Raw genomic sequence first — 12,948 nt, 5'->3', positions numbered from 1 at the left:
GTTTTTTTTGTTTAAAAACAATTGAATTCCCAGTGAACGTTTTATGAACTTGCACGTCATATGAATGACATAACAAATCAGGGAGGACAACAAAATGGAATTTTTAGAGAGCATTAACTGGGCAATTCTTGCACCTATAGTCATCATTCAGCTTATTTTAGTGGCTGTTGCCATTATTGATCTAGTAAAAATAGAAAAAGCAAATGGGCCAAAATGGGTATGGGCTCTCATCGTTTTATTTATAAACCTGCTGGGGCCAATTATTTACTTTATTTTCGGAAGGAGAAGCTGATAATGCCAGTTGTAAACATAATAAACATAAAAAAGCAGTTCCAGGACCAGGAAGTAATAAAAGGTATGGACTTCCAATTATCTGAAAGAAAATGTATTGCCCTTCTGGGAGCAAACGGGGCAGGAAAAACAACCACATTAAAAATGCTTGCAGGCCTGGTGAAGCCAGATTCCGGTTCGATCGTGTTTGAAGGGGCAGAAAAAGCAGATTTCCGAAGATTAATAGGCTATCTGCCTCAATTTCCTGTTTTTTATGAATGGATGACAGGCAACGAGTTTCTCGAATATGCAGGCCAGCTTGCCGGACTTCCGAAATCAGAAGCCAAAGACAGAGCAAAAGAGCTTCTTGAACTTACCGGTATAGCTGAAGCTAAGAATCGGCGGATTGGAAAATATTCAGGAGGCATGAAGCAGCGGCTTGGCATTGCACAGGCTATAATCCACCGTCCGAAGCTCGTAATGCTTGATGAACCGGTTTCTGCGCTCGACCCATTTGGACGCAGAGAAGTGCTGGAGCTGATGGATAAGCTGAAAAAAGAATCAGCTATCCTATTTTCAACTCATATACTAAATGATGCAGAAGAGATTTGTGATGAAATACTATTTCTCCATAATGGTGAACTAGTTGAATCAGGGACATTGACAGGCCTGAGAACTAAACATCAGCAGGCAAAGATTGACTTGGCTTTTAAGGAGAATACACTGCAATATGCAGAAGAATTATCTCTGCTTCAGCCCGTTTCTTCAATGAAATTGGATGGAGAGTATGCGAGCTTTTTTGTAGAGGATATAGAATATGCTAGAGAACTATTCTTAACTGAGATTATGCAAAGGAACTTGCCGCTGGTTAAGTTTGAAATCAGCAGAACGAGGCTGGAGGATGTCTTCATGAAGGTGGTGCAAAAATGAATCAATGGATGACTTTATTTAAAAAAGAAATGCTTGAAATGTCCAGAAATTTCAAATGGATATGGGTGCCGCTTACTTTTATTATGATAGCTGTAAAAGAGCCGCTGACATTATATTATATGCCTCAGATTATTGATTCTCTTGGAGGGCTGCCGGAAGGGGCGGTCATCGAGCTTCCTGTCCCATCAGCAGGTGAGGCGCTTGCTGCCAGTCTCAGCCAGTTCAATACGTTTGGTGTGCTTATTATTGTATTAATTACAATGGGGACTATTGCTGGAGAAAGGAAAAGCGGTGTGGCGGGGCTTATACTGGTAAAACCTGTTTCATATGCGTGGTTTGTAACGGCGAAGTGGGCTAGTTCTATGATTCTCATTTGGATTTCATATTTTTTGAGTTATTTCCTCTCCTGGTATTATGTAGGTGTATTGTTTGAATTTATTTCTTTTATGGATTTTCTCCAGTCCTTCTTTGTTAACGGTATCTGGCTTACCCTTATAGTAACTGTAGTAATATTGTTCAATACCTTTATGAAATCGCCTGGAGCAGTCGGATTTATTTCTATTGGCATCATTGTCATATTAAGCATATTGAGCAGTTCGCTCCCTCATCTGCTGGAGTGGAGCCCGGCGCTGCTGTCTGCTTATGCGAATGCTTTTATCATGGGCAGTAATCTCCCAGATGAATTGCTGCCGAGCATTATTGTTTCTGTAATCATGATCACGCTTTCCCTGCTTGCATCAATTGCTATCTTTAAAAGAAGGGAACTTGCCTGAATTCATGGCATGTTCTTTCTTTTTGGGCATATTTGTATATGAGAGGTTAATATTTTGGTAGTATAGCATTAAAAGAATGAAAGGAAGATGAGCGGTGATCAGGGAAGCGGGTCTTGTGCTAGAAGGCGGAGGAATGCGAGGAGTATACACAGCGGGGGTTCTCGAATATTTTCTTGAGCAGGACCTCTTCTTTCCTTATGTAATTGGAGTTTCTGCAGGGGCATGCAATGCAGCTTCTTACTTGTCCAAGCAAAAGGGCAGGAATAGAATTGTGAATGTGGATTATGTTACAGATTCCCGATATATCTCATGGCGGAATTACTTTAAATCCCGTCAGTTTTTCGGGATGGATTTTATTTTTGATGAAATACCGAATAAGCTTGTCCCATATCACTATGATGAGTTTTATAAAAATAAGTCTGAGTTTGTCATTGGAACAACTGATTGTCATACAGGTAAACCGGTGTATTTCAGTAAGAAGGATTATGGCAAAGATATGCTTAAGGTTTTAAAAGCATCCAGTTCCTTGCCTTTTATTGCTCCGGAGGTAGACTTTAATAGCCGGGTCCTCCTTGATGGCGGAATCAGCGACCCTATACCAATCAAAAAAGCCCAGCAAGATGGATTCAAAAAAAATATAGTAATCTTGACAAGAAACAGGGGGTATTCCAAAAAGCCATCTAAATTTACTTTTATGGTCAAAAGGAAATATCCGCAATACACTGGGCTTCAGAAAGCATTGGAGGAACGCTACCGGACCTATAATGAGACCCTCCGTTATGTTGAACAGGAAGAGAAGAAAGGGACAGTTCTTGTCATCCAGCCGCAGGAGCCATTAACAGTGGGACGGATGGAACGGAATCCTCAAAAATTGGAAAAGTTATATCTGCAAGGATATGAAGATGCAAGAAAATCCTTTGAGAGAATCAATCAATTTTAGCCAAACCGTATCTAATAAGATGCGGTTTTTTCTTAAGGAAATAGTCTAGTCTTTTCGACAGGGCTGACAAGGAATAAACAAAGTTTTGGATTGAGTATCAAGTAAATAGACCCAGACAAGCTTAAAATATAAAAAGTATATATGAGTCTTTAGTATTGTTTTCTGCAAAATGACGAAGAAGTATGTCGAAATACAAAGATTGGTTGATCTCCCTATTTTGAATATAATGAAAATTAGAAAATATAAGGGGGTCTCTATAAAAAATGAATATTAAGAAGGGCATCGTTACGGGTACATTAAGTTTGGCATTATGTGCCTCAGCTGTTTTTGCGGGTTCTGTCAGCATTGGACAAGCCCAAACGGTTGAAAAGAGTTATTTAGTCGTTTTTAAAGATGAAGGAAAGCTTCCTGCAGGCTATACAGACCTATTGAGAAAATCTGGAGGACAACTAGAGAATAAGCTCGAAAAATTAGGAGCTGTTGAGGTTTCATCGGCAAATCCTAATTTTCTTAATGAAATCCGGAAGTCTTCCTTGGTATTGTCAGCTGGCGCTGAAAATGTTATTTATCCCGAATCTCCTGCAGTAGATGCAGATCTTCCATTAGATAATGCAGATCTATACAACAATCTGCAATGGGATATCAAACAAGTAACAAATAATGGTGCGTCATGGAATCTTCCAGGAGGAACTGGAAAAGCAGCTGACGGTAAAGACATCGTTGTTGGTGTAATCGATACAGGTATTGACTATAATCATCCAGATTTAAAAGAAAATTACGCATATGGTAAATCCTTTGTTCCCGGCTACCCAGATCCAATGGATGAAAACAGCCATGGAACCCATGTTGCAGGTTCCATCGCAGCGAAAGGAAGAACTATGGGTGTCGGACCTGACTTGAAGGTAGCAGCATACCGTGTATTCGGCCCTGATGGCGGCGCAGCGACTTCCCATATCGCCGAAGCTTTAATGACTGCTGCGGACGACAATGTGGATGTTGTCAACATGTCTCTTGGCGGCTATGACTGGTTCCAGAATCCCGAGTATACAACGAAGGAAACCGTAGCGGATGTGCAAATGTTTAACAGAGCCATCAAATATGCGATTCAAAAAGGCGTTACTGTAGTTGGTTCTGCAGGCAATAACGCTGTTGATTTAAAGAGCCCGGGACAGCTGTCAGGTTCTGATAACGGTGCAACACACAGAAGCCCCAGCAGTCAATTGATGATTCGTGTATCTGCGGGAGGAGCTTTAAAGAATCTTGCTTTCTATTCCAATTACGGTGTCGGCAAAATTGATGTCATGGCACCTGGCGGAGACTTGGGACCAAACTATGATCCAAATACTGGAGCTGGCAGAGACAATACTTATTTGGCATTAGCAACAATCCCTGGCGGTGGATATGGATATAAAGGCGGGACTTCTATGGCCGCTCCGAAAGTTGCAGCACTGGCTGGTGTTATCATCGCAAAACATGGGAAAGACCAAATCTCTCCTGCACAAGTAAAACAGATCATTCAATCTTCTTCAGAAGATATCTTCAAGCCTGGATACGACGAACAATCTGGCCATGGGCTAATTAATGCAGTTAATGCTTTAAAGTAATTCCATCAAGCGAGCTGGCGGAAAGTGTCCGTCAGCTTTTTTATTTGAAGGAAAATCAGCGAATAAAGGTGTTAAGGAAAAGCTCAAACAGACTTTCTGCTGATACAGCGATATGTACACTCATAAAATCCTTCCAAAAATTCATTTTTTTGAAATTAATTAATAGAATATAGAGAAATACATATAGCGGGGGAGACACACTGATGAATATCCAGCAATATTACCGGAAAACAGCTGACATCTCAATAAATGCAAGCCTTGCCGCACTTGTACCTCCATTTTTCTTTCTCTTGGTTTTCATAAATGATTCTCCACGGACAAATTTAATTCTTTTCCTAATCCCTTTCATCATATATAGTTCTCTGTGCCATCAAATTCACTTGCTGAATAAGCAAAGGGCGGCCGAGATATTGGAGAGAAATTCCACTAAAAGCAGACAAGCACTTCTCTCATTGTTATGCCAGTCAAATTTAATGATCGCTTTTTTGCCGGCTCCTTCCCTTAGAATGGTGCTCTTTGATCCGGAAGGAAGGCAGGTTGGTGAAATCAGGGATATGAAAATGTGGAAGTTTCGATGGTTCTTGCCTTATTTTTTGGACCGGCTTTTTCCAAGAAGGCTGGGTATCTATGATCATAACGATAATCTGGAGGCATCAATCCTAATCGATAAAAAGGGCGTCGATATTTCGTTTGCGAAAGACTCCTGTAAAGAAACAATAATTAATAAAAAAGATGGATCCAAACTGGTTTATGAGAATGGCTGTGATCGATATTCTATTTCTAGAACATTTTTTCATACGGATTTTCAGGTTCTTGATGAGAAATCCAATAGGATAGCACGCCTTCGGAAAGGATGGATGCCGCTTGAATGGGGGCAGCAGTTCAGGGATCCCAATACACCTGTACTTTCTTTTGATGAGGGTCTGACATCAAAAGAAAAGCTTAGAATTTATGCCATTTTTGCGACGCTTTTTCTTTACCGCAATCACTGAAACAGAGTGCACATTTATAGATTCTATATTCCCCATATAGTATGATAAGTTCAGCTAAAATATAGGGATATCAGTATAGAGGTGTTGGAATGAAAAAGTTTCTATTCGCTGCCGCAGTTATTGTCCTTTTGCTGTTTATTGTTGACAAAACAATTCTCAAGGAAAAAGGGGTAGTAGAGCAAGCCGGACAAATGCAGAAATACGATAAAATGGAGAATCCTGAAGATTTGCCTGTTGGTCTGGAGAAAGGGAACCTTGCTCCTGATTTTGAACTGACAGATATGGAAGGAAACCCAGTAAAACTCTCCGACTTTAGAGGCAAGGCAGTTCTTTTGAATTTCTGGGCAAGCTGGTGTCCTCCTTGCCGTGCGGAAATGCCGCATATGGAGAAGCTGTATAATAAGTATAAAGATAAAAATTTCGATATTCTTGCAGTCAATCTCACAAACACAGAAAAAAATAGCGGTGACGCAGAGAAATTCGTAAAAGAGCTGGGGCTGACTTTTACAATTCCTATGGATGTAAAAGGCGAAGCAGGTTCTGACTATAATATAATGGCCTATCCTACAAGCTATTTTATTGATTCCGATGGTGTTATTAGAGAAAAAGTCCTGGGAGCCTTAAATGAAGAGTATATGGAGCAGGAGATCAAAAAGCTTCCATAAATAAAACCGGAGAGCCATTGTCAGCTCTCCGGTTTTATTTCTGTAATCATATTCTGTTGCAGACGATTAACGATTACTCTTTTTCGGTATAAGATTATGCCTGCTTCGGCAATATCATTTACGGCTGAACGATTTATGAAAGCCCCAAACAGCAGACCAGCTATTGGGATCATTTGGAAAAGTTTTTTCCAGCCAATTTGGTCCCTGTAAGAAAACACAACTTCTCTCCATCCCTGAAGCTCGGAAACGACTTCCCTTTTTGCTCCTTCTTCTTTAGAGCCGAACATGGAAAGCTGCTGCAGAATGGCTTTTTTTCCTACAATGTCACTGGAAACAAATTGCAGAATTTTGACGATGAACATTCTTTCATTCCTATCAGCTGGATCAAAGCCATAGCAAATCGCAATATCCTGCAGGGTTTTTAGCTGAATGCCAAGGAGAAGCGGGATATCAATGGTCAGGGTAAAAATCCCTCCGACCCCAGTACTCGCACCTTGCAATGCAGCGGTTCTTTTACGATTTGAGCTTAGCTTTTCGGCGGCTTCATCCATCTTTGATATTGGCAGGGCTTCTACATCCAGCAGTGTATGAATATTTTGTTCGGGATAATAATTCTTTAATGCTGAAGCTGAACTTAAATATCTTCCTCCTGATTGAATATATGTGCCAAGCTCATCAAGAATCACTCCAACCTTTTTTTGTATGAACTCCGGTGTGAATCTATCAATGAGCTTAAAAGGGAGTCTGCCCAGCTTCTCCCATAACCATAAATCACCCTGGTCTTTTTCCCATTCTTCACATTTTCTTAATTCATTTATTAGATGTTCTCTTGGTTCAATCATATTGAAAGTCCTCTCCTTCTTCTATAATTAACTATACGGCAGTTTTAAGCAAAAGTTTCGATTCTTTCATAAACAATTCTCTTTGTATCTTCCGACTATTCATGGTAAGATTCTTATAATAGAATAGGATTTCCTTCGGGGCAGGGTGAAATTCCCAACCGGCGGTGATGAGGGTAAGCCCTCTTAGTCCGTGACCCGGTTTTATTAGCAGAGATGCTTTCTAATGAAAACGGTGGATTTGGTGAAACTCCAAAGCCGACAGTGAGAGTCTGGATGGGAGAAGGAATGATTATATGCTGCGTTCAAAAAAACCTTTTTGAAACGCTTATTTCGTCATGTGATTTTGCCCCGTTTCACCTAGTTGGTGTACGGGGTTTTGCCGTTTTGTACTTAATTTGGAGAAATAGCAAGGGAAGGAGGATTCAGATAATTTGAACCATCAGGAATATATGAAGTTAGCCATCAGCCTGGCAGCGGCCACTAAAGGCCAAACCAGTCCTAACCCGCAGGTGGGTGCGGTTGTAGTTAAAAATGGTGAAATTCTGGGGATGGGTACTCACCTGAAAGCAGGAACTCCCCATGCTGAAGTCCATGCGATTGCTGCAGCTGGCGATGAGGCTAAAGGCGCTGATATTTATGTCACGCTGGAGCCATGCAGCCATTTTGGCAGGACTCCGCCATGCGCAGACTTAATAATTAAATCAGGAATTAATAGGGTTTTTATTGCTTCTGCTGATCCCAATCCTTTAGTTTCCGGCAAAGGAATTGAAAGAATGCAGGATGCCGGGATTGAAGTGGTGACCGGCTTATTGAAGGAGGAAGCAGATGCCCTAAACGAACCATTTTTCCATTATATAAAAACAAAGACACCATATGTAACCCTTAAAGCAGCCTCATCGTTTGATGGAAAAACAGCTGCAAAAACCGGTGACAGCAAATGGATTACTTCTCCAGAATCCAGGCAGGATGTGCATCGGCTACGGCATGAACATGACGCAATACTTACAGGTGTAAATACGATCATTCACGATAATCCCCTTTTAACCGCCAGGCTGCCCCAAGGCGGAAAAAATCCCATTCGAGTTGTATTAGATACAAATCTGAGAATTCCCTCTGACGCAAATGTCATTCGAGATCAGTCTGTAAAGACCATAATCTTTACCGGCTGCAATATAGATCGGTCAAAGGCAGAAGAGATAAGGAAGTATGATGCTGAAGTTTTTTCTTTTCCTGCTAATGAGGTGCCGATTAAAGAAGTATTAAAAAATTTAGGTGAAAGAAACATCATGACTTTATTTGTTGAAGGCGGATCTGAAATCCATGCTTCATTTATAAAAAGCGGTTTCTTTCAGCAGATAATCCTTTATATGGCTCCTAAAATTATAGGAGGCAATAAGGCGATACCCTTTATTGGCGGGGATGGTGCCGACTATGTAAAAGATGCCCCTGTACTGGAATTTACAGAAATTGATAGGATTGGCGGAGACCTTAGAATTACCGCAAAACCGCTGAGGGAGGCCAAGGAGTAATGTTTACTGGAATTATTGAGGAACTGGGGACAGTAAAAAAAGTAGTTCAGCAAGGCAAGGCAATGAAACTGACGATTCAAGCTTCCAAAGTTTTAACAGATGTTCAACTGGGGGACAGCATTTCGGTAAATGGCGTGTGCCTAACAGTTACGGAATTTGCGAAAAATGAATTTTCAGCAGATGTCATGCCTGAAACATTCAAAAGTACTTCGCTTTCTGCCATTAAAGAACGAACAAAAGTCAACCTGGAGAGGGCGATGTCGGCAAATGGCCGCTTTGGGGGGCATTTTGTGACAGGGCATATTGATGGAACTGGTCAGATTCTAAAAAAAACAGTGAGTGAAAACGCCATTTATATACAAATATCTGTGCCTCCTGCATTAAGTCATTTGCTTATCATGAAAGGATCAATTGCCGTGGATGGGATTTCCCTGACTGTTTTCGGCAATGAAGACAATACTGTTACTGTCTCGATCATTCCCCACACAGCAAGTGAAACGGTACTGGGGTTCAAAGCAGCGGGAGACATTGTTAACCTCGAGTTCGATATGCTTGCCAAATATCTATATTCCTTCATGAACAGGCAGCAGGAAACCGCATCGCCAAAAGAAGGAATTTCTGAGCGACTCCTTAAGGAGAACGGCTTCATATAATTAGCAAGGAGGGTCAATCAAACATGTTCAGTGAAATAAATGAGGCATTAGAAGATTTAAAAGCAGGAAAAGTCATTATTGTCTGTGATGATGAAGACAGGGAAAATGAAGGGGATTTCCTGGCAATCGCGGAATATGCGAAACCGGACACGATCAACTTTATGGCCAAAGAAGGCAGAGGCCTGATTTGTACACCTATCACTGAGGAGCTGGCTGAAAAATTGGAACTGAATCCAATGGCAGAAGTGAACACTGACAGTCATGGAACAGCTTTCACAATCAGTATTGACCATGTGAAAACCACTACAGGCATCAGTGCATTTGAGCGTGCATTCACAATAAAAGAAATGCTTGAGGACGACGCTAAACCAGCAGACTTTTCCCGGCCGGGACATGTTTTTCCGCTAGTGGCCAAAAAAGGAGGAGTCTTAAGGCGTGCAGGCCATACAGAGGCCGCCGTCGATCTTGCACGTCTAGCCGGTGCTGCACCAGCAGGGATTATCTGTGAAATAATGAAAGACGACGGAACGATGGCTCGAGTGGATGACCTGGAAAAAGTGGCTGAAAAATTCAACATAAAAATGATTACTATTCAGCAATTGATAGAGTATCGATTGAAGCATGACTCCATTGTAAAAAGGGAAGTGGAGATACAGCTTCCAACAGAATTTGGAGATTTTAAAGCAGTAGGCTATACAAACACTGTCGATGGAAAAGACCATGTAGCTCTTGTAAAGGGAGAAATCGATGAAAATGTACCGGTATTGCTTCGTGTGCATTCTGAGTGTCTGACCGGAGATGTATTTGGATCCAACCGCTGTGACTGCGGACCGCAGCTTGAAGCAGCGTTGGCACAGATTGAAGAGGCAGGCCGGGGAATCCTTTTATATATGAGACAGGAAGGACGCGGCATCGGCCTCATCAATAAAATGAAAGCCTATAAGCTGCAGGAAGAGGGCTACGATACCGTAGAAGCAAATCATAAGCTCGGATTTAAGGACGATCTTCGCGACTATGGGGTAGGTGCACAAATCCTTAGGGATCTTGGGGTGAAAAAAATGCGCCTTCTAACCAACAACCCTCGCAAAATTGCTGGACTGGGCGGCTATGGGCTGGAGGTATCCGAACGGGTTCCTCTTCAAATGCCTGCCAAATCTGAAAATGAGAATTACTTAAAAACAAAGAAAACAAAACTTGGACATTTATTACAATTTTAAGGGAGCGATTAGAGATGAAAAAGGTAATTGAAGGACATTTAGTAGGAACAGGATTAAAAATGGCAATAGTAGTGTCGCGTTTTAATGAATTCATTACGGGCAAGCTTTTAAGCGGAGCGGAAGATGCACTTAAGCGCCACGGAGTAAGCGAAGAAGATGTGACAGTTGTGTGGGTTCCTGGAGCATTCGAAATTCCTCTGGCAGCTAAAAAGCTGTCCCAATCCGGAAAGTATGATGCAGTCATCACTCTTGGCACAGTGATTCGCGGAGCAACTCCGCATTTTGATTTTGTCAGCGGCGAAGTGGCTAAAGGGGTCTCAGCGACAGCATTGCAAAGCGGTGTCCCTGTTATCTTCGGTGTTCTTACAACTGACACGATTGAACAGGCAATTGAGCGTGCTGGCACCAAAGCCGGAAATAAAGGATGGGAAGCGGCTGTTGGAGCTATTGAAATGGGAAATCTGTATAGACAATTATCCGACGGTGAATAATGTTCCGTATTTTTTGCGGGTATGAAAAATAAGAGTATTTTACGGGTGCAATTATCTTGTCCTGTTGCTATATCTATCAAAATCGGCGGGGAAGTTTCCGCCGATTTTTTTAAAAATATATGAGCAGACGTCTGACCTTTCTATTGGCAGAATGAGTTTTTTTTGATAAAATAATGCTTGTGGCTCACCCGTGTTTTTTCTAATCCCTCTTAACTGAGGGAGATATATGCGGGGAGAGCGGGTAGGGAGAGGGCTAATTTAATAGATAGGTAGTATATATGAATAAGTGGTTTAACCAGCTTTTTCAGCTTGATTCAAATGGAACAACTGTAAAAAGGGAGGTTATGGCTGGGGCAATCGGCTTTTTTACGATTGTTTATATTATCGCAGTTAACTCTCTAATTCTCTCTGAAGCAGGAATTCCGCTGGAAGCAGCCATTTTTGCAACCATTATAACATCGGTTGTCGGCTGTTTGATTATGGGATTTTGGGCAAATGTACCGATTCTCCTTGTGCCTGGAATGGGAATTAATGCTTTATTTTCCTATACTATGGTCCAATCCATGGGCTTATCCTGGCAGGAAGCATTAGCTGTTGTTTTTATTTCTGGTCTGATCTTTGTATTCGTGGCATTTTCGCGATTCGCAAAGACATTGAGCGAATCGATTCCGCATTCACTTAAAGAAGCAATAACAGTTGGACTCGGACTTTTCTTGATGCTGATCGGACTTGAAAAAGGCGGAATCGTCGAAAAAGGAACAAACTCCATTATTGCTCTGGGTGAACTTGGAGACCCGCAAGTGCTTGCAACCATTTTAACGTTCTTGCTTGCCATCATTTTATTCATGCGCAATGTGCCTGGCAACTTTTTGATTACTGTTGTAGCAGGAACAGCGATAGCATGGGCTTTTGGTCTGATTAATGTGCAAAATACCAATGAAAAGCCGTTCGCTCTTTCCGATTATATGGAAGTTTTTGGAGCAATGTCATTTGATAACGTGCTTTCCGTCACTTTTTGGATTGCCATTTTTTCACTGACGATGGTTCTTGTCTTTGAAAATATTGGATTAGTCCATGGTCATGTTGGTTTTATTAATAGGCCGGAACAGTTTAAGCGTGCTTTTCAGGCAAATTCAGTTTCTGCATTATTGTCAGGTATTTTTGGGACAAGCCCAACTGTATCAACGGTTGAAAGTGCAGCAAGTATGGCTGCCGGCGGTCGTACAGGGCTGACAGCAGTTACAACTGGATTCCTGTTTATGCTATCCGCATTCTTTATTCCTGTTATTAAATTGATTCCCAACAGTGCAATTGCACCTATCCTTATCATTATTGGCGGACTGATGCTTCAAAACATCCGCAATCTTGACTTAAAGGATATGAGCGAAAGCTTTCCAGCTATCTTTATCATTGCCATGATCCCGTTCACGTATAGTATTGCGGACGGCATTGCCATTGGATTTATTCTTTATCCAATCTTAAAGATTTCGATAGGCAAAGCAAAGGAAGTTTCATTTGCATTGTATGTCATAGCTGCTTTATTTTTATTCAACTTTGTTTTTCATGTAATTAGTTAATATAGATATTGGGATGCCCTATTGGGGCATCCTTTTTATGTATTGGCGGTAAGGGAAGATATTATTCAAAAATCCCAAATGGCTGAAGAGACAATTAGGTTATCAATGATTCGTGCCATAATGTGTGAGGAAATTGGGAGACTCAGAAGCTGGAGAAGGCTATTCATCCAGCAATTTTATGACAGGGATGTTTTCATTAATGGTTTCATTGCTGAATATTCCGTTGAGTCAAATTCTCGATAAACTTCCTTTGCAGGATGATATCTGTGAAGCCCACCGAGGAATAATAATAAGCTGAAAGAGACACTCGATCTAGCTTTTGCAGTAGAGAAAGCACAACGGAGCAGGATCAGCGAAATGTGTGAGAAACTGAATGTTGATGAAAAAATCATTTTGAAGATCTATTCAGAATCATTAGCCTGGTCCAGCCAGCAATCGGCCGAGCTAATATGTTAGCCTCGGGTG

The 12,948-nt window shown here is 41.3% G+C and carries 13 protein-coding genes and 1 riboswitch; of the genes, 12 read left to right on the top strand and 1 reads right to left on the bottom strand.

Annotation, left to right across the window (positions count from 1 at the left end):
• The first annotated feature begins 94 nt into the window (after positions 1-94).
• The 7 genes from DFO72_RS00180 (at position 95) to DFO72_RS00150 (ending at position 6,174) form a co-directional block, all read left to right on the top strand.
• Positions 95-292, top strand: coding sequence for a PLDc N-terminal domain-containing protein (locus DFO72_RS00180; protein WP_113885394.1), 198 nt, complete (start codon positions 95-97; stop codon positions 290-292).
• 2 nt (positions 293-294) lie between these two features.
• Positions 295-1,200, top strand: a complete 906-nt coding sequence (locus DFO72_RS00175; RefSeq protein ID WP_113885393.1) for an ABC transporter ATP-binding protein — start codon at positions 295-297, stop codon at positions 1,198-1,200.
• Positions 1,197-1,973 carry an ABC transporter permease gene (locus DFO72_RS00170; RefSeq protein WP_113885392.1) on the top strand — a complete coding sequence of 259 codons (777 nt, stop codon included), beginning with the start codon at positions 1,197-1,199 and terminating at the stop codon, positions 1,971-1,973. The genes DFO72_RS00175 and DFO72_RS00170 overlap by 4 nt, the downstream gene beginning before the upstream one ends.
• Positions 1,974-2,067: 94 nt before the next feature.
• The gene (locus DFO72_RS00165) at positions 2,068-2,913 is read left to right on the top strand and encodes a patatin-like phospholipase family protein (RefSeq protein WP_113885391.1); all 846 of its coding nucleotides are present in this window, start codon (positions 2,068-2,070) and stop codon (positions 2,911-2,913) included.
• A gap of 263 nt (positions 2,914-3,176) precedes the next feature.
• Entirely contained in the window at positions 3,177-4,517 is a 1,341-nt protein-coding gene (locus DFO72_RS00160; protein WP_113885390.1) for a S8 family peptidase, read from the top strand.
• 203 nt (positions 4,518-4,720) lie between these two features.
• Positions 4,721-5,509, top strand: coding sequence for a hypothetical protein (locus DFO72_RS00155; protein WP_113885389.1), 789 nt, complete (start codon positions 4,721-4,723; stop codon positions 5,507-5,509).
• Between the two features lie 89 nt (positions 5,510-5,598).
• Positions 5,599-6,174 (top strand): TlpA disulfide reductase family protein, encoded by a 576-nt coding sequence (locus DFO72_RS00150; protein WP_113885388.1) that lies wholly within the window; start codon positions 5,599-5,601, stop codon positions 6,172-6,174.
• Positions 6,175-6,194: 20 nt separating this feature from the next.
• On the opposite strand, the gene DFO72_RS00145 is transcribed toward DFO72_RS00150, so the two are convergent.
• Positions 6,195-7,016, bottom strand: coding sequence for an EcsC family protein (locus DFO72_RS00145; RefSeq protein WP_113885387.1), 822 nt, complete (start codon positions 7,014-7,016; stop codon positions 6,195-6,197).
• A gap of 127 nt (positions 7,017-7,143) precedes the next feature.
• A riboswitch (FMN riboswitch) is annotated at positions 7,144-7,305 on the top strand.
• A gap of 142 nt (positions 7,306-7,447) precedes the next feature.
• Between DFO72_RS00145 and ribD the strand changes: the two genes are divergently transcribed.
• From ribD to DFO72_RS00120, 5 genes are all read left to right on the top strand, one after another.
• The gene (gene ribD, locus DFO72_RS00140) at positions 7,448-8,545 is read left to right on the top strand and encodes a bifunctional diaminohydroxyphosphoribosylaminopyrimidine deaminase/5-amino-6-(5-phosphoribosylamino)uracil reductase RibD (protein ID WP_113885386.1); all 1,098 of its coding nucleotides are present in this window, start codon (positions 7,448-7,450) and stop codon (positions 8,543-8,545) included.
• Positions 8,545-9,198 carry a riboflavin synthase gene (ribE, locus tag DFO72_RS00135; RefSeq protein ID WP_113885385.1) on the top strand — a complete coding sequence of 218 codons (654 nt, stop codon included), beginning with the start codon at positions 8,545-8,547 and terminating at the stop codon, positions 9,196-9,198. Before ribD ends, ribE begins: the two co-directional genes overlap by 1 nt.
• Positions 9,199-9,221: 23 nt before the next feature.
• Positions 9,222-10,415: a bifunctional 3,4-dihydroxy-2-butanone-4-phosphate synthase/GTP cyclohydrolase II gene (locus DFO72_RS00130; RefSeq protein ID WP_113885384.1), complete on the top strand. Its 1,194-nt coding sequence runs from the start codon at positions 9,222-9,224 to the stop codon at positions 10,413-10,415.
• Between the two features lie 14 nt (positions 10,416-10,429).
• A complete protein-coding gene (gene ribH, locus DFO72_RS00125) occupies positions 10,430-10,906 on the top strand; it encodes a 6,7-dimethyl-8-ribityllumazine synthase (protein WP_113885383.1) in 477 nt (158 codons plus the stop codon).
• Positions 10,907-11,184: 278 nt separating this feature from the next.
• A complete protein-coding gene (locus DFO72_RS00120; protein ID WP_113885382.1) occupies positions 11,185-12,483 on the top strand; it encodes an NCS2 family permease in 1,299 nt (432 codons plus the stop codon).
• The last annotated feature ends 465 nt before the right edge of the window (positions 12,484-12,948 follow it).

The sequence above is a fragment of the Cytobacillus oceanisediminis genome, assembly GCF_004366035.1.
GTDB lineage: Bacteria > Bacillota > Bacilli > Bacillales > Cytobacillaceae > Cytobacillus > Cytobacillus oceanisediminis_C.
The sequence above is the reverse complement of the archived record's forward strand: the minus strand, read 5'-3'. Positions and strand labels throughout refer to the sequence as shown.

Bases quoted from the DNA above. Each gene is read 5' to 3' on its own strand.
- DFO72_RS00175 (WP_113885393.1), top strand. From the start codon at position 295: ATGCCAGTTGTAAACATAATAAACATAAAAAAGCAGTTCCAGGACCAG.
- DFO72_RS00120 (WP_113885382.1), top strand. From the start codon at position 11,185: ATGAATAAGTGGTTTAACCAGCTTTTTCAGCTTGATTCAAATGGAACA.
- DFO72_RS00155 (WP_113885389.1), top strand. From the start codon at position 4,721: ATGAATATCCAGCAATATTACCGGAAAACAGCTGACATCTCAATAAAT.
- DFO72_RS00160 (WP_113885390.1), top strand. From the start codon at position 3,177: ATGAATATTAAGAAGGGCATCGTTACGGGTACATTAAGTTTGGCATTA.
- ribH (WP_113885383.1), top strand. From the start codon at position 10,430: ATGAAAAAGGTAATTGAAGGACATTTAGTAGGAACAGGATTAAAAATG.
- DFO72_RS00180 (WP_113885394.1), top strand. From the start codon at position 95: ATGGAATTTTTAGAGAGCATTAACTGGGCAATTCTTGCACCTATAGTC.
- DFO72_RS00170 (WP_113885392.1), top strand. From the start codon at position 1,197: ATGAATCAATGGATGACTTTATTTAAAAAAGAAATGCTTGAAATGTCC.
- DFO72_RS00145 (WP_113885387.1), bottom strand. From the start codon at position 7,016: ATGATTGAACCAAGAGAACATCTAATAAATGAATTAAGAAAATGTGAA.
- DFO72_RS00130 (WP_113885384.1), top strand. From the start codon at position 9,222: ATGTTCAGTGAAATAAATGAGGCATTAGAAGATTTAAAAGCAGGAAAA.
- ribE (WP_113885385.1), top strand. From the start codon at position 8,545: ATGTTTACTGGAATTATTGAGGAACTGGGGACAGTAAAAAAAGTAGTT.
- DFO72_RS00150 (WP_113885388.1), top strand. From the start codon at position 5,599: ATGAAAAAGTTTCTATTCGCTGCCGCAGTTATTGTCCTTTTGCTGTTT.